The sequence below is a fragment of the Promicromonospora sp. CA-289599 genome (assembly GCF_050936155.1).
Lineage (GTDB): Bacteria > Actinomycetota > Actinomycetes > Actinomycetales > Cellulomonadaceae > Promicromonospora.
The window spans coordinates 3,405,720-3,425,228 of the sequence record NZ_JBNJNI010000001.1 but is presented as its reverse complement, the minus strand read 5'-3'; the positions used below and the strand labels follow the sequence as shown (position 1 = coordinate 3,425,228).

Genomic DNA, 19,509 nt, shown 5'->3' with positions numbered 1-19,509 from the left:
TAGGCGCTTCGCGGACCGGTGCGGCCCGCGAGAAGCAGGGGGTTTTGTTCTAGCGCGACCGCCTGATCAGGCGGCAGCGCCCTCCGACTCCTGCTTCTGACGCAGGGCATCGATAACGCGGGCGACCTGGGCGGGCTTGGCGCTGAAGGCGTAAGCAGCACGCGTCAGCGTGGCCTTCAGACCGCCGGCCACCTTGGCCAGCAGAACCTCGCGGGACTCGAGGTCCGCGAGCTTCGTGATCTCTGCGGCGGACATCGGGCGGCCGTCGAGCACGCCACCCTTGATGACCAGAGCAGGGTTCGCCTTGGCGAAGTCACGCAGACCCTTCGCAGCCGTGACCGGGTCCCCGGTCACGAATGCGATGGCGGACGGGCCCTTCAGGTCGGCGTCGAGACCCTCGACACCGGCCTCCTTGGCCGCGATCCCCGTCAGCGTGTTCTTCACCACGGCGTAGGTTGCGTTGCCGCTGAGCGACCGACGCAGCTCCTTGAGCTGCGCGACGGTGAGCCCGCGGTACTCGGTCAGCACGGCCGCGTTGGAGTCGCGGAACTTGCCCGCAATCTCCGCGACAGCGGCTGCCTTCTCCGGCCTCGCCATGGCAATCCTTCCGGTGGTGGTACCACCGTCCCCTGGGGCGCATGCCCCGGGCGTGCCCCGGAAAATGAGAAAGAGCCCCGGCGCAGGTGCACGGGGCTCGGTTCGCACGGCAGGGCCGCACTCGAGTTCGTCACCTGCGCAGGCCCCCGCTCTCAGCGGGACTTCGGTCTTCTTCCGCCCTGTGCTCGTGAAGAGCGGGCAGCGTCGGACGACCGGCGGTCTTGGGTTACCTGAGAATCATACATGGCTGCACGCGTGGTGCTGCACGGGCGGACGGTGGCCCGCGCCACACGCTGTCCGACGGCGCGTGGCCCGCCGTCAGCGCTCCAGCCCCTCCAGGGAGCCGAAGCACACGAGCGGCGCCGGTTCCGACTCGTCCGCGAGCGCCGCGGCGAGCGCGGCCTCCGGGTCGTCGGTGGCGCGCAGGTGCGCGTGGAAGCGCGGCATCACGCGGGCGGCGACGGCGTCGGACAGCGGGGCGACCGCCGCGACGACGGCGCGGGCACCGAGGCGCAGGAGGACCGACGTCAGGCCCAGGACCTCTCCCCCGACCACCTGGGAGGAACCGCCGACCTCGCATGCCGACAGGATCACCACCGATCCGGGCAGCCGGGCGCCGTCGAGCTCGTGCGCGAACAGTGGTCCGTCGGCCAGGTCGATGGAGGCGAAGAGCGGGTTGTCGGCGTCGTGTCGGCCGTGGGTCGCCAGGTGCACGATGTCGTGCGTGGCGAGTGCCTCGCGTACCGCGGCCGTCGTGGCTGCGGGACCGGTGAGGACCGTCGCGCCGGGCCACATGTCGCCCACCGCCCGCACCTCGCTCGCGCCGAGGGTCACACCCGGGCCGTGCGCCGCGAGCAGTCGGTGCCCCTCCCCCGCCCGCACGTGGGCTCGTCCGCGTGCGACGTAGGAACGCATGGTGGTGCGCTTGCCCCTGCGGGACGGGAGAGCCGTCCACGGGACGCCGACGAGCGGGTCCCGGCCGACGACGTACAACGAACCGTCCGCCTCCAGCGGTACGGCGAGGAGCTCGTCGAGGGCGTCCAGGCTGCGGGTCAGCGAGCGCCGGGCGGCGGCGCGCATGGCCGGCGGCACCAGTTCGTTGGCGCACACGCCGAGGTCGGCCCGGGCGCGCAGCACCCGTTCGGCGACGTCGGCCCGTGGGCCCAGCTCGACGGTGCGCGCACCGTCCGCGTCCACGCGGACGCACCGCAGGACGCCGTCGAGCACCAGGTAGTTGGCGACCACCGCGCCGTCGTCGCGGGTGGCGAGCAGGCTCTGCACGTCCGCGACGGTGGCGGGGCGTTCCTCGGCCGCGGCCTCGTCGGTGCCCGTGCGGTGCCAGGCACGTTCGCGGGCGGTCGCCAGGAGCCTGCCGGAGCGTTCGAACAGGTGGGCACGCTCAGGGGCGCTCTCGCGGTTCGTGAGGGTGCGGGCCCGGACGACGAGCCCCCGGGCCTCCGTGACGAGTGCGCGCACGGCGGGGTCGTCCGGCGCTGCGGTGCCACCCACCCCCGCGAACGTGGCGCGTCCGCGTTCGACCGCCTCGAACAGCGCGTCGGGGCGGCCGGTCCGCACGGCTGCCGCGACGTCGGTCCGCTGCAGGTCGACGCCGTGTGCGGCCGCGGCCGTCACCGACTCCACGGAGCCCAGGCCGACGCGCTGGTCGGCGAGCAGCCCGAGGCCCAGGGTGACGGCGGCGATGCCGGCGGTCCGGTCCCCCGCCGCGAACGCGATCTGCGCGAGGACCGTCTGCCGCTGGATCCGGGTGGTCAGCGGAGCGTCGGCGATGCCGTCCGGGAGGTCGTCGAGCACGGCGCGGGCGGCCTCGACGTCGTCGGCGAGGAGATACCAGTGCGCGGCGACGAACCGCGCGGCGAGGCCTGGGTACTGTCCCAGGAGCGGGTCCACCTCGTCGCCTGCCTCCGCGGCTTCGATGGCCTGCTCGGCGCGGTGGCGCGCGTCGTCGGGCACAGGGGCCTCGCCACGCCGGACCGGCAGAAGGATCGCCTCCAGCTCCGTGACACGGGCGATGGCTGCACGCTGCGGATGGCCTACCCCGGCGTAGTACTGGCTGACGAAGGCCGCGACCGTGCGGGCCTCGTCCCACCGGTGCAGTGCCATGAGGCAGCGGGCGCGGAAGTACTCGGCCTCCGCGCGGTGCGGCGCGCGGCCAGGACCGACCATGCGGGAGATGGCCTGGGTGAGCACACGTTCGGCGTCCTCGAGGAGCCCCGCCTCGTAGAGGACGGCGCCACGGCCGATGTCCAGCAGCCCGTCGGTCCGCTCCGGGTCGACGGCGCGGGCCGCCTCCATCGCCTGGAGCGCGCCGGGGAGGTCGCCGAGCGCGTACCGCACGAAGCCGATGTTGTGCAGGGCGAGCGAAGCGATCGAGGGCGTGCCCGCACGCACCGCATGCTCGTGGCAGACGTCGAAGTCCCGGAGCGCCGCGTCGAACCGACCCAGCTCGATGGCTGTCGCGCCCCGGTTGAGCAGTACCGTCGCGAGGTCTCGCCCGTGGAGCACTCCCGGATCCGCGAACACCCGGTCGAAGGCGGCCATGGCATCGGCCAGCCGGCCGGAGCGCTGCAGGAGCAGGCCGCGTGTCCCTTCGACGACGGCGACGAGACGCGCCCGGACCGCCGGTGGCGCCGTCTCCGCGCGGGACTCGGCGTCCTCGAGGATGGCCAGCGGTTTGTCGAGCGCGTCCTCGACCGCATGGACGGCGACCGCCTCCCCGGTCAGGGAGCGCACCACACCCTCCGCCCAGCGCTCGTGGTCTCCGGGCTCGAGTTCAGCGAGGTCCATGACGCGAAGCCGGTCGAGCACCCCCTGGAACCGCAGCAGCGCGTCGCCCGGCCGCGAGCGGGAGTTGAGGTCCCGCGCGACCAGCAGCTCCGCCTCGAGTTCCGGCCACATGTTGCCCCCTAGCCATTTCCGCGCCCTCGTGGGGCGTCAGGCGGGACACGCTAGCGGGGTGAGATGTCTTGTGTCACCGCTCTTTCCGACGCCGCAGGTCAGCGGCTCGGGCCTGGATGAAGACGGCCGCTGGGACCACTATTCGCCCGTCCCGAGATCAGGCGCCGGCGAGGCCCTCGACCGAGCTGAAACAGACCAGCGGGACCGGCTCGGCAACGTCCTTGAGGGCCGCCGCGAGCGCAGCCTCCGGATCGTCGGACTCACGAAGGTGAGCGTGCAGGCGTGGCATGACCCGGGCGGCGAGCTCGTCCGAGAGCTTCGCGACGGACGCGATCACCGCGCGCGCCCCCAGGCGCAGGAGCACCGACGTGAGGCCCAGCACCTCGCCGCCGAGCACCTGGGTAGAGCCGCCGACCTCGCACGAGGACAGGATCACCACCGAGCCGGGCAGTGGCGTCCCGTCGAGCTCGTGGGCGAACAGCGGGCCGTCGTCGAGGTCGATGCTCGCGAAGAGCGGGTTGTCCGCATCGTGCTGGCCATGGGTGGCGAGGTGCACGACGTCGTGCGTGGCGAGTGCCGTGCGGACATGCTCGGTGACGGCGTCGTCCCCGGTCAGCACGGTTGCGCCCGCCCACTGCCTGCCGACCGCGTGGACCTCCTCGGTGCCGTGCCGCACGCCAGGTCCCGCAGCCGCGAGCAGACGTCGGCTACCGCTCGGACGGGCGTGGGTGCGGCCCCGGGCGACGTACGAGTTGACGGCGGTGCGCAGACCGCTTCGGGACGGGAGCGCTGTCCAGGGGACGCTGAGCAGGGGTTCACGACCCACGACGTAGAGGTCGCCCTGAGCGCGCAGGGGCGCGAGCAGCATGTCGTCGAGCACCTTGAGGTTGCGCGCCAGGGAGGCGTTGGCGGCGGCGCGCAGGGGTGCAGGGATGAGGTCGTTGGCGGCCATGGCGAAGTCGGCGCCGAGGCGGCGGACGCGTTCGGTCACGTCGTGCGCCGGACCGAACTCGATGGCCGTCACGCCCTTGGCATCGACACGGACACAGCGCAGCATGCCGTCGAGCACTACAAAGTTGGCCACCACCGCCGTGTCGTCGCCTCGCTCGACGAGCACCTGGCGTAGTTCGCGGGCAGTCACCGAACGCTGCACCCCGCCCGCGTTACCCGCATGGCGCCACGAGCGTTCCCGCACCTCGCTCTGGGCCCGGTGCGCACGGCGAGTGAGCCGCTCCCGCTCCTTTGCCTGGTCAGCAGGCATCTCGCGCGCCCTGGCCAACAAGCCTCGAGCCTCGAAGAGGAGCGCGGCGGCCCTTGCGTCGTCCGGCGGAGTTACGCGGCCCGTACCAGCGAACGTGGAACGGCCTCGCTCCGCCGCGTCGAACAGCGCCGCCGGCCGTCCGGTGTGCGCGGCTGCCCCGACGTCGATACGTGTCAGTTCCACACCGTGTGCGGCGGCAGCCGTAACTGACTCGACCGCGCCGAGCCTGCTGCGATGGTCGGCAAGCAGCCTCAGACCCGCCCGCACGGCACGAAGCCCCCTCGTGCGGTCGTCAGCTGCGAACGCCAGCTCCGCCTGGACCGTGTAGTGCTGGATCCGCATCGTCAACGGGGCGCTCGTCAAGCCGCGGGGCAGGCCCCGGAGCGTGACACGAGCCGTATCAAGGTCGTCGGCCAGCAGGAACCATTGCGCAGCGACAAGACGTGCGGCGTGACCGGGGTGCTGGCCCAGGACTGGTCCGGCGGCATCACCGTCCTGCGCGGCAGTGAGCGCTTGCCGTGCCCGACGGCGGACTTCACCACCTGTCGGTGTCCGCACACCGCGACGAAGCGGTGCAAGGGCTGCTTCAAATTCCAGGACCCGAGAGAGAACGGCCCATTGTTCGTAGCCCACAGCCGTGAAATGGGCACGTGCCCGGGCTGCGAGCGCCGACGCCTCCTCGAATCGCAGGAGCGCCAGGAGGCAACGTGCCCGAACGTATTCGGCAATGGCATGGTCAGTGCGCCGGCCCGCAGCGAGTAGCTGCGGTATCGCTTCGTCCAGCAGCGCTTCCGCCTCCTCCAGCAGGCCAACGCCATACAGCACCTCAGCCTGGCCGAGCATGGAGATGCCGTCATCTTGGTCTGGCGCAAGCTCACGCGCAGCAGCCATCTCCGCGAGCGCTGCGGGTGCATCGCCGAGCATGCTCAAGTAGTAGCCCGAGTTGTGCCGTGCGAAGGCTACGAGCGTGGGCGATCCCGCCGCTTCGGCGTGCCGGACGGCCTCGAAGTTGTCCGCCAGCGCGCCCTCGACGTCTCCGAGATCGGAGAGAGCAATCGCCCGATTGAGGTACGCCATCGCAAGGTCCCGCGGTGCACCGGAGTCGCTGACCGCAAGTACCCGGTCAAACAGGCGAACCGCCTCCGCAGGCTTCCCCGCGACCCGCAGCAGGAACAGCCCCTGTTGTCCGTCGGTCACCGCCTCGATGCGCCGACGTTCCAAACCCTCGAGCAGCCGGGCAGCACCCCGTGCCCGGTCAAGCAGTTCGAGAGCTCCTGGAAGGTCTCCGGTGCACGCGAGATCTGCCTGCGCGAGTCCCATCCATGATCGAGCAATGAGCCAGGCCCAAGCCACTCGGTCGGCCATCGTCAGGTCCACCGCCTCGCGGCGATCAAGATCCCGGAGAAGCGCGCGGAACTCGCGGCGAGCACGACGCGGTTGGGCACGGACGTTCCATTCCCGCGCCCGTTCGAATCGCTCGGTTAGAGCCTCCAGCTCCGCTGTGCCCACCGCGCCCCCCGATCAGAACCTCACACCGGCACTACGGGCACCTCCGCGTAGAGATCCCCGACCTGGGTCACAGCATGCCAGGCATCGCTGACACGACCTTGCGCGTCAAGCGCCGGCTGCTGACCGGAAGACCTATGTGCAAGCAGCTGCGCCGCGAGCTGCGCCGCGAGATACGGCGACGAGAACGAGGTGCCGCTCCATGTTCCGAAGCCCTGCGTGAAGTCGTCCGGGTCGACCGTATAACGCAGGCCGTCTGCCGATCGCTTACCCTCGCTGGCACCGTCGAACGTCGTAGGCATCGCGCTCAGGACGTTCACGCCGGGCCGCACCGCAGCGATCCAAGGACCGTCGTTGCTGAAGTCGGCCAAGGTTCCATCGGGGTTGGAGGCAGCCACACCGATCAACGGCGTGTAGTCCGGGCAGAGATCGTGCACGTCACCAGGGATCACCCCGCCGCTCGCCCGTCGCACGGGTGGCGCCCAGCCCGCGGGAAATGTCTTGCGGGTAGATCCGTCGTTCCCGGCCGATGCCACCACTAGAACACCTGCCCGGCGCAGGTCACGAAGCCTGCCGCGGTAGAGACCCTCATAGTCGTCGTCCTCCTCGGGGTGCTCCAGGTAGTAGCCGCTGGCGATCACCACGATGTCGACGGGGAAGTGCCCGGGTACGCCTGCGAGTCCGCGCAGATGGAATTCCAGGAGCCGCTCCACCGACCGAGCGAAGTCCCACTCGGAGGCCGTTCCGTCCCCACCGTAGACGCGAACTGGAAGCAGCGCCGCGTCCGGGCAGACCTGGTGGACCACGCCGGCGATGAAGGTACCGTGCCCGGCGTACGGGTCCAGGTGGGACGCCACACCATCTCGGCGCCCCTCGCGCTCCGCATCGACATCATCCTCAGGATAGGTCCCGATGGGGCTGCCATCGAGCTGGACGTCGCGAAGCACGGTAGTTCCGGGCTCATCGAACCACGGGTGTCGCCCGATCCCAGTGTCCAGGATCGCGACCACGGGCCGATCGATGCCTTCCCGCGTAACAAGGGGCGATACTCCGTCGGCTGCGCGAACAGGAGCCCCTCCCGGATACACGGCAGGAACCCGCTTGTTCGGATCCCCGAATCCTCCATTTTTGCGGTGCCCCGTCACCACGTGGTCCAGCGACACCCGCCTGCGGTTCTCCCCCGCTTCCTCCGCCACCGCGGCCAGCAGCCCCAGCGCGTCCCAGTCGTCCCGCACGTCGTCGAGCCGTACCTCGACGTCGGGCCGGGCACCCACGACGTCGGCGCCTGCGCGCGACGCCGCCTGCTGGAAGTCTCCGGTTGTGACGGTGACACCGTTCTCACGGGCGCGGGCAGTGATCATCTCGAGGAGCGCGTTGTGCCCGCCCTCGGAGTCGCCGCGAACGATCACCCGGTCTCGCACATAACGCGTCGGCGCGATGCGCCCACCGGGGAGCTGGTCCGTGGCGGGGTCCAGCTCCCGAACCGGCCGCCACCCCCCGGCGTGGTCCCGGACGTGCATTCCCTCGGGCATCGGCTCACTCACAGCAGTACCTCTCCATCGATAGGCGCACTCGGCTAACCCCGCCGCGCCCCCACAGCCGGGTCAGAAATATTCAGCGATTCAGAAGTTCAGAGTTCGATGACCGGCGTGCTCACTGCACCAGCGCCACCGTCGGTCCGGCGAACCACCAGGCTCGCGCGGCCACGCTCGACGGAGTCGAAGGCGAACCGGCCGTCCTCGTCGGACGCGACAGTGATGACGTCGGCCCCCGGTCGGTGCAGTTCCACGTCCAGCCCGGCCGCGGGAGCAGCCCAGCCGTCGATCCGAACCTTGCCCCCGGCAGCCGGGGACAGACTGATCATGACGGTCAGCGAGTCGTGCGTGAAGGTAATTGTCTTGGCCTCGGCGGGCGCGGTGTCGTCGGCACGGGCTGCTGCGGCGGCCCCCCGGACGCCGGCGAGCGGTGCGTCGAGATAGACGGCCTCCATGAGGTCGGCCTCCAGGCCGGCCAGCGTGATCGCGAACAGTGAGCGCTCCACGAGGTCGCTCGGCACCGGGTCAACCGCGTCGACCAGCTCGGCAAGACGGGTCAGCACGGCCCCGTCGTCGGCGTCGAGCAGGCCCTTCGGGTCGTACGAGAGGTCCCCCACGGCCTCTTCGTCCTTGTTCGGTTCCGGCGTCAGATCCACGAGAAGTCCCCCTGCTCGTCGAGGATGGTCCGCAGCTTCGCCAAGCAGCGTCCACGAGTCGAGCCGATGGAGCCCATCGGCATTCCGATCGCCGCCGAGATGTGCCGGTAGTCCGGCCGGTCGGCGAGCGAGACCAGACGCAGCAGCTCTTGGCAGCGTCCGGGTAGTTGTTGGAGCGACATCCACAGGATGCGGTCGCGTTCCTCGCGCAGGACCTCGTCGTCCGGCAGCGGATCCTTCGCGGGAAGGGCCATCGGGTGCTCGGGACTGTCGTCCGGGAGCTCGGTGCGGCGCTTCTCGTCGTCACGGTGCTTGCGTACGGCCTCCCAGGCGGCGCGCTTCGCCGTCACCAGGAGCCACTTCAGCACGGCCTTCGGCTCGGCTATCGAGTCGGCGTGACGCACGAGGGCCACCCAGGTGCTCTGCACCACGTCCTCGGCGGCGTCGTGCTCGACGCCCTGTGCGCGGACCGTGTGCCACAGCAGCGGTGTCGCCTCGCGGACCAGGTCGCCGAGTGCCTGGTGGTTGCCCTCGCGGTACTCGGTCAAGGCGATCGCAGCGCGATCGCCGAGCGTGAGCCCGGGCCCGTCGACGTCGGGCAGGGCCTCCCTTGATCCTGTCATTGCACCACGGGATTCTCTGCTGGCGGATGTTTCCACGTCCGATGCCGGACGTGGATCACTTGGACCAACCGAGTGTACGGCGGGGGTTCCGGATCCGGGGAGGTATAACCCGGAGAGGAAAAACACCGTTCCCATCAGGCACTCCCCCTCTCCTCGACGCGCGTCGGCTCGATGCCGTTCATCAGACAAGAGGGGGGAGCGGCGCGTTCGATACATCGTGCTGAACCAAGATCAAGAAGGCCCGCACCCCTTGCGGGATGCGGGCCTTCTTGCGCTCAGGGGAGCTCGGCTCAGGCCGAGAGCTCCTCCAGGAGCTTGGTGGTCTTGCTCTGGTCCAGCGGGATGCCGGGGCCCATCGTCGTGGCCATGGTCGCCTTGCTGATGTAGCGACCCTTCGACGACGACGGCTTGAGGCGGAGGACCTCGTCGAGCGCGGCCGCGTAGTTCTCCAGCAGCTGCGCCTCCGTGAAGGAGGACTTGCCGATGATGAAGTGCAGGTTCGCGTGCTTGTCGACGCGGAACTCGATCTTGCCGCCCTTGATGTCGGTGACAGCCTTGGTCACGTCCATCGTCACGGTGCCGGTCTTCGGGTTCGGCATGAGGCCGCGGGGGCCGAGCACCTTACCGAGGCGACCGACCTTGCCCATGAGGTCCGGCGTGGCGACAGCCGCGTCGAAGTCGGTGTAGCCGGCGGCCACCTTCTCGATCAGCTCGTCGCCACCGACCTCGTCGGCACCGGCCGCGCGGGCCTCCTCCGCCTTGGCGGCGTTGGCGAACACGATGACCTTGGCGGTCTTACCCGTGCCGTTCGGCAGGTTGACCGTGCCACGGACCATCTGGTCCGCCTTGCGCGGGTCGACGCTCAGCCGGAACGCGACCTCGACGGTCGCGTCGTACTTGACGGTGGCGGTCTCCTTGGCGAGGCGGATGGCCTCGAGCGGCGAGTACAGGTTCTCGCTGTCGATCTTCTCCGCTGCGGCGAGGTACGCCTTGCTGCGCTTTGCCATGTTTCTCTCCTTGTGGTCGTAGCGGGCCGGTAGGCCCTGCCACTGCTGGTGCCCGACGACGTCCGCCGGTCACCTCGTGCGGTCCGGGGCTGGAAGCAGCCCCGGGGGAATCACTCAGAGACGGTGATGCCCATGGAGCGGGCGGTGCCCGCGATGATCAGCGACGCGGCGTCGAGGTCGTTCGCGTTCAGGTCCGCCAGCTTGGTCGTCGCGATCTCGCGGACCTGAGCCTTCGTGATCGTCGCGACCTTGACCGTGTGCGGCGTGGGCGAGCCCTTGGGCACACCGGCGGCCTTCTTGATCAGCTCAGCGGCCGGCGGGGTCTTGGTGATGAACGTGAACGAGCGGTCCTCGTACACCGTGATCTCGACCGGGACGACGTTGCCGCGCTGCGACTCGGTCGCGGCGTTGTACGCCTTGCAGAACTCCATGATGTTCACGCCGTGCTGACCCAGCGCGGGGCCGATCGGCGGAGCCGGCGTCGCCGCACCAGCGTTGATCTGCAGCTTGATGAGGCCGGAGACCTTCTTCTTCGGGGGCATGCGTTTCTACCTTCTGTTCGGTTGGGCCGACGCCGTGGGCGATGACCCGGTTGCAAATGCTGAGGGACGAACGATCAGATCTTGGCGACCTGGTTGAACCCCAGCTCGACCGGGGTCTCCCGGCCGAAGATGGAGACGAGGACCTTGAGCTTCTGGGCCTCGACGTTGATCTCGGAGATCGAGGCGGGCAGCGTGTCGAACGGACCGTCGGTAACGGTCACCGACTCGCCGACCTCGAAGTCCACGTGGACCGGGGCCTTGCCACCGGTGGACGCGCCACCGCCGGCTGCCGCCTGGCCTGCCTGCGCCGGCTGCTGCAGCATCGAGGGCGCGAGCATCGAGTAGATCTCGTCGAGGTTCAGCGGCACCGGCTGGTGCGTGTGCCCGACGAAGCCCGTGACGCCCGGGGTGTGCCGCACGGCGCCCCACGACTCGTCGGTCAGGTCCATGCGCACGAGGACGTAACCGGGGATCCGCACCCGGCTCACGATCTTCTTCTGCGCGTTCTTGATCTCGGCGACCTCTTCCATCGGAACCTCGACCTGGAAGATGTAGTCCTCCATGTTCAGGCTCTGGATGCGGTTCTCGAGGTTGGTCTTCACGCGCTTCTCGTAACCCGCGTACGAGTGGATGACGTACCAGTCGCCGGACTGTCCGCGGAGGGTTCGCTTGAACTCCTCGACCTCGTCCACGATGACGTCACCATCGGCGTCGACGGTGCGCTCGTCGGTGGCTCCGCCCTCGACGTCGCTCTCGTCCGTGGTCTCGGCGTCGGTGTCGGCCGGAGTCTCGGCGTCCGCAGGCACGTCGGCGTTCTCGGCGTCCAGGGGCGCGTCGACGGCCGCATCGTCGCCGTCGGACGGCGAGACGTTCTCCGTCTGGTCCAGAGAGTCCTGGGACACGAAACGAACCTGCTTTCTCTTCGTGCGCCGGGGCTACGCCCGGCACGTGTGTGCGTACCTCTACGAGCTGTGTTCGCCCATTGTCGCGCGAAAGTGCCGCGAAGCGACAATCAGCAACAGGCGAGAACGGTCACAGCGAAGTACTGCGCAGCGTGCCCCATCTGCTTGTCCGGCGCACCCGGACCGACGTCGACCGTGATCGAGGTCGTCTACGACTGCGTCAACGTGCCGTCGCGGAGAACCGAATCAGCCGAAGACCCAGCCGGCGAGCATGCCGAACCCGTAGTCCAGCACCACCACGAAGAACATGACCACGACCAGGAAGACCAGCACCACTGTCGTGTACGTCATGAGCTCGGAGCGCGTCGGCGAGACGACCTTCTTGAGCTCGGCCACCACCTGGCGCACGAAGAGCGCGATTCGGGCGAAGATATTGCCGCCGCCCTTGCTCGGACGCTCCGCGGCGCTCTGGATCACCTCGGTGTCGCTCACTGCTACCCCACTCCTGTGGCCCGGCGCGCCGGCTGGCGCGGACTGGCTTGCCAGGTCCACTCACGTGGGCCCGCTGCGCGCGGCCCCGCTGGGGTTCACGCTGGCAGGGTAGACAGGACTCGAACCTGCAACCTGCGGTTTTGGAGACCGCTGCGCTACCAATTGCGCCACTACCCTCTGCGTTCGATCCCTTGTCAAGCGTTCGCACGGACCCCCGGAGAGGCACGCCACTTGAGGTGAGGATCGATCACCGAGGCACAACTGTACGGTACCCAACGCTGTAGGTCGAACTCGTTCCTGACGGGCCCTTGGGGGTCTCGACAAGCTCGACCAACGAGGGCTCGACCAACGACGACGTGCCGAGGCGGTGTCCGTCGAACGGTGGACAGCAGGTGCAGCCGAACGGGCGTCCCGCCAGGGACGTCGACGAGAGCATGCTCGACGGTATGCAGACATCCGACCCCCTGGCCGTGCGCGTGCGCGGCCTCCGCAAGCGCTATGGCAACGCACGCGCCGGCTACAAGGACGCCGTCGCCGGTCTCGACCTCGACGTCGCCACCGGCGAGATCGTGGCTGTCCTCGGCCCCAACGGCGCGGGCAAGACCACGACCGTCGAGATCCTCGAGGGCTTCCGCGACCGTGACCACGGCGAGGTGTCGGTGCTCGGCGAGGACCCCCGGCACGCCGGACGCGCCTGGCGGGCCCGGATCGGCGTCGTCATGCAGGACTCGCGGGACATGAGCGAGCTCACCGTCCTGGAGAAGGTGCGGGCCGCCGCGGCGTCCTACCCCGACCCGCGCGACCCCGCCGAGGTCATCGCCGCAGTAGGGCTCGCGGAGAAAGCCCGGGCGCGGACCCGTGGGCTGTCCGGCGGGCAGCGGCGCCGGCTCGACGTGGCGCTCGGCATCGTGGGCCGCCCCGAGCTGCTGTTCCTCGACGAGCCCACCACCGGGTTCGACCCTCAGGCCCGCCGGTCCTTCTGGGACCTCGTGACGAGCCTGCGCGACGACGGCACCACGATCCTCCTGACGACCCACTATCTCGACGAGGCAGCCCAGCTGGCCGACCGGGTGGTCGTCGTGCGGGACGGCGTGCTGGTCGCCTCGGGGACGCCCGAGACGCTTGGCGGCCCCGAGGCCCGCACACCCGTCGTCGCATGGGACGACGGCGGCGTGCGGCGCACCGAGCGGACGGACCGGCCCACGGCCGCCGTCGCCCGGCTGATCGCGAGCGCCGGACCTGACGGTGAGGTCCCCGGCCTGGCCGTGACCCGGCCGACGCTCGAGGACGTGTACCTCTCGCTGATCGGCGAGACGCCGGTGGACGGCATCAGTATCGACAACCAGGGCAGGGAGGCGGCGTGATGGGCGCGACGAAGGGGGCGGGTCTCGACGGGCTCGACCGGCGGGAGGAGCCTGCGAGAGGTCTCGACAGGCTCGACCAACGGACGAGGGGGCTGCCCGGCGTGCTCCGCCTGGGGCTGGTGCGCGGCGGCGTCGAGCTGCTGCAGTTCGTCCGCGAGCGCGACTCGGTGGTCTTCGGGTTCGCCTATCCGATAGTCATGCTCGCGATCTTCGCGACGGTGTTCGGCGACGACGACCCGATCGTCGCCGGCGGCGTCACGGTCAGCTTCGCGCAGTACTTCCTGCCCGGCATGGTCGCGACGGGCGTCATGCTCTCGACGTACCAGACGCTCGCCATGTCGATAGCCGTCGAGCGGGACGACGGGACGCTGAAGCGTCTGCGTGCCACGCCGCTGCCCGCGACGTCGTACTTCCTCGGCAAGGTGTTCCTGTCGCTGGTCACGGTGCTCGCGCAGACGGCGCTGCTGCTCGCGGTCGCGGCGCTCGTCTTCGACGTCCCGCTGCCCGACTCCGCTGGACGCTGGGCCACGTTCGCCTGGGTCTTCGTGCTGGGCACGGCGGCTGGTGCGGTGTGCGGGGTCGCGTACTCGTCGGTGCCCCGTTCCGGACGGTCCGCGAGCGCCGTGGTGGTGACGCCGCTCCTGGTCCTTCAGTTCACGTCCGGGGTCTTCTTCTCGGTCAGCCAGCTGCCCGGCTGGATGATCGACCTGTCGTCCCTGTTCCCGCTCAAGTGGATCGCGCAGGGCATGCGGTCGGTGTTCCTGCCGGACGCCTTCGCCGCGGCGGAGCCGTCCGGGGCCTGGCAGTCCGGCGCGACGGCTGCTGTACTGGCGGCATGGCTGGTAGTGGGGCTCGTGATCGGCACGCGGACGTTCCGGTGGCGGCGGCACGATGACGGCTGACAGGACGACGGCTGACCGCGACCAGGACCTGGAGCGCCTGTACGCCGGGTGGGAGCACCAGGTGCGGTGGTGGGACGCCGGGTTCGGCGTGATCATCGCGCTGACCGCCGTCGCCCTGGTGCTGGACGGGACGCGGGGGACGCAGCTCGCCGTCGCGTACTCGGCGATGGGCGTGATCGTGCTGGCCTACCTGCTGTGGGGTGCACAGGCGGCGAGGACCCGGGACCAGCGGCTGGCCGTGCTGTACCTGACGGTGCTCGTGATCGGCACCGGCGTGACGGTGTCGCAGGGCGGTGTGGCGTCACTGTTGCTGTTCATCGCGTTCGCGCAGGTGTGGATGCTGCTGGAGTCGATGCGGCAGGGTGTGATCGGCTGTGTCGCCCTGACGGTCGCGGTGTCGGTCGGCATCTCGTCGCAGTACGCCTTCGACGTCGCGGTCATGGGCGAGGTCGTGCCGCAGATGCTGGTCACTCTCGTGTTCGCGATCGGGCTCGGGTTGTGGTTCCACGTGGCGATGCGCCGGGCGGAGGAGCAGGTGCGGCTGCTCGGCCAGCTGCACGCCACGCAGAAGCAGCTGGCGCTGACCAGCCACGAGGCGGGGGTCCTGGCCGAGCGTGAGCGCCTGGCCCGCGAGATCCACGACACGCTCGCCCAGGGGTTCACGAGCGTGGTGATGCAGGCGCAGGCCGCGACGGCGGCCCTCGACCTCGGGGACGACGTCGCCGTGCGTGAGCGGCTGCACGTCGTGGAGGACACGGCACGTGACAACCTCGCCGAGGCCCGCGCCCTGGTGGCGGCGTTCGCGCCGGTGGCGCTGCAGGACGGGTCGCTCTCCCAGGCGCTCGGCCGGCTCGGCAGCCGGTTCGCCGAGGAGACCGGCCTGGCGGTGGCCGTGGAGACGGATCAGGTCGGGGCGCTGTCGCCGACGGTCGAGGTGGTGCTGCTGCGGGCCGCACAGGAGGCGTTCGCGAACGTGCGACGGCATGCGCGGGCACGCTCCGTCGTCGTGCGGCTGGGCCAGGCGGAGGGAGAGGTGACGCTCACGGTGTCCGACGACGGGCGCGGGTTCGACGTGGAAGCTGTCGACGGGTTCGGGCTGGCGGGGATGCGGGAGCGCCTACGGTCGGCGGGCGGCACGCTGGCGGTCGGGCCGGGGGACGAGGGCGGCACCACGCTGTGCGCCCGTGTACCGGTCGACGGGCAGGTCGGCCCGGCGCTCGCCGGCCGGGTAGGCACCGGGCCGGATACGGCGGCACGCGCCGCTACCGGGGAACACGAGAGGACACAGGGGGTGGCGGGATGATCCGGGTGCTGGTGGTGGACGACCATCCGGTGGTGCGGTCAGGGCTCGCGGGCATGCTCAGCGTGGAGGACGACCTCGAAGTGGTGGGCGAGGCCGCCGACGGGCAGGAGGCAGTGGCTCTCGCGGCGTCACTGCGGCCCGACGTCGTGCTCATGGACCTGCGGATGCCGGTGCTCGACGGCGTGGCCGCGACCGCCGGGATCGTAGGGACTGGACCCCGCGTGGTGGTGCTGACCACCTACGACACGGACGCCGACATCCTGCGCGCGGTCGAGGCCGGCGCCACCGGCTACCTGCTCAAGGACACGCCCCGCGCCGAGCTGGTCGCCGGGGTCCGCGCGGCTGCCCGGGGCGAGACCGTGCTGGCCCCCAGCGTGGCGACACGCCTGGTCAGCTCGGTACGCAGCACTGCGGAACGGCCCTCCGCCCGCGAGGCCGAGGTGCTCGCGCTCGTGGCGCTCGGGCGGTCGAACGCCCAGGTCGGGCGTGAGCTGTGCATCACGGAGGCGACGGTCAAGACGCATCTCTTCCGGGCGTTCGCCAAGCTCGGCGTCGCCGACCGGACGGCAGCGGTGACCGTGGCCAGGGAGCGGGGCTGGATCGCCTGACCGACGGTCGCCGGACCGCTCCCCGGGAGCGGTCTAGCGACCGTCGGCGTCGGCGGGCGCCGACGGGTCGCCGCCCGCCTCTCCCCCGCCGGTCGGCTCATCCGTCGGCTCGACCGGATCGTCCGTAGGCGTGGCGTCCGGGGTGGGCGTCGGAATCGCCGACGGGGTCGGCGTCGGGGTGGGGGTCGGCGTCGGCGTGGGGGTCGGGGTGGGAGTAGGCGTCGGCGTCGGCGTGGGGGTCGGCGTCGGCGTGGGAGTCGGCGTAGGAGTCGGCGTCGGCGTGAAGTCGTCGTCGGTGTTGTCCGACTGACTCGGGACGGGCGACGACGACGGCGTCGGCGTCGGATCGTCCTGGGTCGTGCTGACGCTCGGTGTGGGCGTCGCCGTGCCCTGGCTGTTGATGATGTTCGCGATCACCAGGCCCGCACCGCCGAACACGAGCAGCGCGAACACGATGATCGTGATCACGCGGCCGCGCCCGGTCGTCAGGGCGTGCCACCACTTCCGCTCCTCCTCGGGCACCGCCGGGTACGGACCGATCGGCGGCCGCCCTACCGACGGCGGCGTGGACACCACGGTCGGCGCCGCACCGGACGCACCTTCGGCCGCAGCCGCGGTTGCCGCTCCGGCGACGCCCGCTCCGACGGCCGCGGCGCCCACAGCGCCGACCATCATGGTGCGGTCGGCGCCCTCGTCGACCTGGCCCAGCTTCATGGTGCCCGAGCCGGCCCCCGCGCCCAGGACCGGGTCGATCACCTCGGTACCACCGGCACCCACGCCGAGCTGCATGGTCTCGCCGCTGGTACCCAGCCGGCCCGCGGGCCCGCCGAGCAGGATCGTCACGGTCCCGCGCATCGCCTCGGCGGTGGGGAACCGCCGACCCGGATCCTTGGCCATCGCGCGCGACACGAGGCGGTCCACGGACGCCGGGACGGCCGCACGGCGCGCGGAGGCGGCCGGTACCGGCGCGTTCACGTGCGCCCGCAGAACGTCCTCCGCCTGCGCCCGCTCGTAGGGCGCGTGCCCGGTGAGCGTGTAGTACGCGAGCGCACCGACGGCGTAGATGTCGCTGCGCGCGTCGAGCGGCTTGCCCCGGGCCTGCTCCGGCGACATCCCGATGACCGAGCCGGCCACCGTCGCGCCGTCGCCTTCGCCGCCCGCGGGCCGGGTGAGCCCGAGGTCCAGCAGCCCGACGACGAACGTGCCGTCGGCCTGCTTGTCGACCATCACGTTGCGGGGCGCGACGTCGCGGTGCACGAGGCCTGCCGCGTGCACGGCCCCGAGCGCCTCCAGCAGGCCGTCGACGATCGCCAGCGCGTCGCGCCAGGGCAGGCCGTGGTCGCCCGCGAGATCGGACAGGGAGACGCCCGCCATCCGGTTCATGACCGTCCAGGGGACGTTCGCGCCGGCGACGTCGTCCTCGCCCGAGTCCAGCACCTTCACGACGCCCGGGTGGTCCATCAGCGCCGAGGCCTCGACCTCGCGCCGCAGGGAGTCGCGGGCGTTCTGGTCGTCGACGAGGTGGGGGTGCAGCACCTTGACCACGAGCGGCTGGTCGAGGTCGACCTCGGGCTCGACCGGGTCGGCGGCGTCGGCGGCCGTCGCCGTGTCTGCGTCCGCGGTATCGGCGTCCGCGCTGTCGGCAGCCGTGGTGTCGGCGCCGGACGTCTCGCCGTCGGACGCCTCGCCGGACTCGTCCTCGCTCGTGCTCGCGTCAGTCTCGTCCGTGCCGGTCTCGTCGGCGTCGGTCTCGTCGGCGTCCGCCTTGTCGGTGTCGACATCGGCGGTGCCGGACCCTCCGTCGGTGCCGGCGTCGCTCGCTGCCGGCTCCGGAACCGCGGGGGTTGCGACACGCTGGGCCTCGTAGACCGTGAACGTTGCACCAGTGCCGAGAACGTCGACCAGCTCGTACTTACCGCCGAGGACGACGTGCACCGGAAGGTCTGCGGCGTTGTCCTCGTTAGTGGTCTCTTCGTTCACTGGTTCACCGGTGTCCGTGGTTGCGCATCGAGTAAATCAGTCATTTCGGCTATCTGGGGCATGTTCTTCTCAGGATACGGAGCGGAGCGCGCACGCACCAAAGATGGGGCGGCGGGATGTGTGAGTAGTGCGGAGTATCACGTTCCCGGCTGCCACCGGAGCACCGCTTTGCCAGACTACGCAGATGCGCGACCTCGCACTCCTCCCCAAGGCGCACCTCCACCTCCACTTCACCGGATCCATGCGGGTGCCGACGCTCGTCGACATGGCAGCCGCATACCAGGTGCGTCTCCCCGAAGCGCTCATCGACAACGACCCCCTGCGGCTGCCCGCCACCGAGCGCGGCTGGTTCCGTTTCCAGCGTCTGTACGACGCCGCCCGCGCCTGCGTGCGCTCGGAGGCCGACATGCGCCGCCTGGTCGACGAGGCCGCGGCCGACGACGCCGCCGAGGGCTCCGGCCGGCTCGAGATCCAGGTGGACCCGACCTCCTATGCCCCGTTCGTGGGTGGCATCACCCCCGCCGTCGAGATAGTCATCGACGCCGCCCAGGCCGCGAGCGCCACGCACGGCATCGAGGTGGGCGTGATCATCGCGGCGTCGCGCATGAGGCATCCGCTCGACGCGCGCACGCTCGCCCGGCTCGCCGCCCGGTACGCGGGAGACGGCGTGGGCGAGGTGGTGGGCTTCGGGCTCTCGAACGACGAGCGCCGCGGCGACACGTCGCAGTTCGGGCACGCTTTCGACATCGCGCGCCGAGCCGGCCTCGCGGCAGTGCCGCACGGTGGCGAGCTGCTGGGGCCCGACCACATCAGCGAGGTCATGCGGGAGCTGGTTCCCGACCGGATAGGGCACGGCGTGCGCGCCGCCGAGGACGAGCGGCTCCTCGGCGAGATCGTGGAGCGTGGTGTGGCCCTCGAGGTGAACCCGGGCTCGAACATCGGCCTCGGCGTGTACAGCGAGGCGAACGAGGTGCCGCTGCGCGCCCTGGTGGATGCCGGTGCGACGGTGGCGCTCGGTGCCGACGACCCGCTCTTGTTCGGGACACGGCTCGTCGACCAGTACGAGATCGTGCGGAGCGCGCACGGCTTCTCCGACCGGGAGCTCGCCGGGCTCGCGGCGTCGTCGATCCGGGCGAGCCGGGCGTCGTCGAGCACCAAGGCCCGGCTCCTGGCCGGCGTCGACGCGTGGTTGCTAGCTCCTGATCCCGCTGACACGCTGGAGACACTCCCCGCGGGCGGCACTGTGACCATCGGGTGACGATCACCATCGGGTGACGATCACGATTGGGTGACGATCACGATTGGGTGACGATCA

General features: G+C 70.8%; 16 protein-coding genes and 1 tRNA gene. 5 read left to right on the top strand and 12 right to left on the bottom strand.

What is annotated here, in order from left to right; translation table 11 throughout:
• Positions 1-66 precede the first annotated feature (66 nt).
• The 11 genes from rplJ to ACQEVI_RS15125 form a co-directional block, all read right to left on the bottom strand.
• On the bottom strand, positions 67-597 hold the full coding sequence (rplJ, locus tag ACQEVI_RS15175; protein WP_432900283.1) for a 50S ribosomal protein L10: 531 nt from the start codon (positions 595-597) through the stop codon (positions 67-69).
• A 318-nt stretch (positions 598-915) separates the two neighbouring features.
• Positions 916-3,513 carry a CHAT domain-containing protein gene (locus ACQEVI_RS15170; protein WP_432900281.1) on the bottom strand — a complete coding sequence of 866 codons (2,598 nt, stop codon included), beginning with the start codon at positions 3,511-3,513 and terminating at the stop codon, positions 916-918.
• A 157-nt stretch (positions 3,514-3,670) separates the two neighbouring features.
• Positions 3,671-6,283 carry a CHAT domain-containing protein gene (locus tag ACQEVI_RS15165; protein WP_432900279.1) on the bottom strand — a complete coding sequence of 871 codons (2,613 nt, stop codon included), beginning with the start codon at positions 6,281-6,283 and terminating at the stop codon, positions 3,671-3,673.
• Positions 6,284-6,303: 20 nt separating this feature from the next.
• Positions 6,304-7,554, bottom strand: coding sequence for a S8 family peptidase (locus ACQEVI_RS15160; protein WP_432900277.1), 1,251 nt, complete (start codon positions 7,552-7,554; stop codon positions 6,304-6,306).
• Positions 7,555-7,910: 356 nt separating this feature from the next.
• Entirely contained in the window at positions 7,911-8,471 is a 561-nt protein-coding gene (locus ACQEVI_RS15155) for a hypothetical protein (protein WP_432900275.1), read from the bottom strand.
• Complete coding sequence (locus tag ACQEVI_RS15150) at positions 8,462-9,094, bottom strand: RNA polymerase sigma factor (RefSeq protein WP_432900274.1); 633 nt, start codon at positions 9,092-9,094, stop codon at positions 8,462-8,464. Before ACQEVI_RS15150 ends, ACQEVI_RS15155 begins: the two co-directional genes overlap by 10 nt.
• 290 nt (positions 9,095-9,384) lie before the next feature.
• Positions 9,385-10,101 carry a 50S ribosomal protein L1 gene (gene rplA, locus ACQEVI_RS15145; RefSeq protein WP_357510363.1) on the bottom strand — a complete coding sequence of 239 codons (717 nt, stop codon included), beginning with the start codon at positions 10,099-10,101 and terminating at the stop codon, positions 9,385-9,387.
• A 110-nt stretch (positions 10,102-10,211) separates the two neighbouring features.
• Positions 10,212-10,643, bottom strand: a complete 432-nt coding sequence (gene rplK / locus ACQEVI_RS15140) for a 50S ribosomal protein L11 (RefSeq protein ID WP_357443993.1) — start codon at positions 10,641-10,643, stop codon at positions 10,212-10,214.
• A gap of 74 nt (positions 10,644-10,717) precedes the next feature.
• Positions 10,718-11,545 (bottom strand): transcription termination/antitermination protein NusG, encoded by an 828-nt coding sequence (gene nusG, locus ACQEVI_RS15135; RefSeq protein ID WP_432900271.1) that lies wholly within the window; start codon positions 11,543-11,545, stop codon positions 10,718-10,720.
• A gap of 246 nt (positions 11,546-11,791) precedes the next feature.
• A complete protein-coding gene (gene secE, locus ACQEVI_RS15130) occupies positions 11,792-12,037 on the bottom strand; it encodes a preprotein translocase subunit SecE (RefSeq protein WP_432900269.1) in 246 nt (81 codons plus the stop codon).
• Between the two features lie 101 nt (positions 12,038-12,138).
• Positions 12,139-12,214, bottom strand: a tRNA-Trp gene (locus ACQEVI_RS15125).
• Between the two features lie 269 nt (positions 12,215-12,483).
• Between ACQEVI_RS15125 and ACQEVI_RS15120 the strand changes: the two genes are divergently transcribed.
• From ACQEVI_RS15120 to ACQEVI_RS15105, 4 genes are read left to right on the top strand one after another with little or no spacing between them, the layout of a single operon-like run.
• Positions 12,484-13,401 carry an ABC transporter ATP-binding protein gene (locus ACQEVI_RS15120; protein ID WP_432900267.1) on the top strand — a complete coding sequence of 306 codons (918 nt, stop codon included), beginning with the start codon at positions 12,484-12,486 and terminating at the stop codon, positions 13,399-13,401.
• Positions 13,401-14,303, top strand: a complete 903-nt coding sequence (locus ACQEVI_RS15115) for an ABC transporter permease (protein WP_432900265.1) — start codon at positions 13,401-13,403, stop codon at positions 14,301-14,303. The genes ACQEVI_RS15120 and ACQEVI_RS15115 overlap by 1 nt, the downstream gene beginning before the upstream one ends.
• Positions 14,293-15,606 (top strand): sensor histidine kinase, encoded by a 1,314-nt coding sequence (locus ACQEVI_RS15110; RefSeq protein WP_432900263.1) that lies wholly within the window; start codon positions 14,293-14,295, stop codon positions 15,604-15,606. Before ACQEVI_RS15115 ends, ACQEVI_RS15110 begins: the two co-directional genes overlap by 11 nt.
• Positions 15,603-16,214, top strand: a complete 612-nt coding sequence (locus tag ACQEVI_RS15105) for a response regulator (RefSeq protein WP_432900261.1) — start codon at positions 15,603-15,605, stop codon at positions 16,212-16,214. The genes ACQEVI_RS15110 and ACQEVI_RS15105 overlap by 4 nt, the downstream gene beginning before the upstream one ends.
• Positions 16,215-16,247: 33 nt before the next feature.
• On the opposite strand, the gene ACQEVI_RS15100 is transcribed toward ACQEVI_RS15105, so the two are convergent.
• On the bottom strand, positions 16,248-18,194 hold the full coding sequence (locus ACQEVI_RS15100; protein WP_432900259.1) for a protein kinase domain-containing protein: 1,947 nt from the start codon (positions 18,192-18,194) through the stop codon (positions 16,248-16,250).
• Positions 18,195-18,378: 184 nt separating this feature from the next.
• Between ACQEVI_RS15100 and ACQEVI_RS15095 the strand changes: the two genes are divergently transcribed.
• A complete protein-coding gene (locus ACQEVI_RS15095; RefSeq protein ID WP_432900257.1) occupies positions 18,379-19,452 on the top strand; it encodes an adenosine deaminase in 1,074 nt (357 codons plus the stop codon).
• Positions 19,453-19,509: the final 57 nt, after the last annotated feature.

Bases quoted from the DNA above. Each gene is read 5' to 3' on its own strand.
- rplK (WP_357443993.1), bottom strand. From the start codon at position 10,643: ATGCCCCCGAAGAAGAAGGTCTCCGGCCTCATCAAGCTGCAGATCAAC.
- ACQEVI_RS15095 (WP_432900257.1), top strand. From the start codon at position 18,379: ATGCGCGACCTCGCACTCCTCCCCAAGGCGCACCTCCACCTCCACTTC.
- rplA (WP_357510363.1), bottom strand. From the start codon at position 10,101: ATGGCAAAGCGCAGCAAGGCGTACCTCGCCGCAGCGGAGAAGATCGAC.
- ACQEVI_RS15150 (WP_432900274.1), bottom strand. From the start codon at position 9,094: ATGACAGGATCAAGGGAGGCCCTGCCCGACGTCGACGGGCCCGGGCTC.
- ACQEVI_RS15120 (WP_432900267.1), top strand. From the start codon at position 12,484: ATGCAGACATCCGACCCCCTGGCCGTGCGCGTGCGCGGCCTCCGCAAG.
- ACQEVI_RS15170 (WP_432900281.1), bottom strand. From the start codon at position 3,513: ATGTGGCCGGAACTCGAGGCGGAGCTGCTGGTCGCGCGGGACCTCAAC.
- ACQEVI_RS15105 (WP_432900261.1), top strand. From the start codon at position 15,603: ATGATCCGGGTGCTGGTGGTGGACGACCATCCGGTGGTGCGGTCAGGG.
- ACQEVI_RS15115 (WP_432900265.1), top strand. From the start codon at position 13,401: ATGGGCGCGACGAAGGGGGCGGGTCTCGACGGGCTCGACCGGCGGGAG.
- rplJ (WP_432900283.1), bottom strand. From the start codon at position 597: ATGGCGAGGCCGGAGAAGGCAGCCGCTGTCGCGGAGATTGCGGGCAAG.
- ACQEVI_RS15110 (WP_432900263.1), top strand. From the start codon at position 14,293: ATGACGGCTGACAGGACGACGGCTGACCGCGACCAGGACCTGGAGCGC.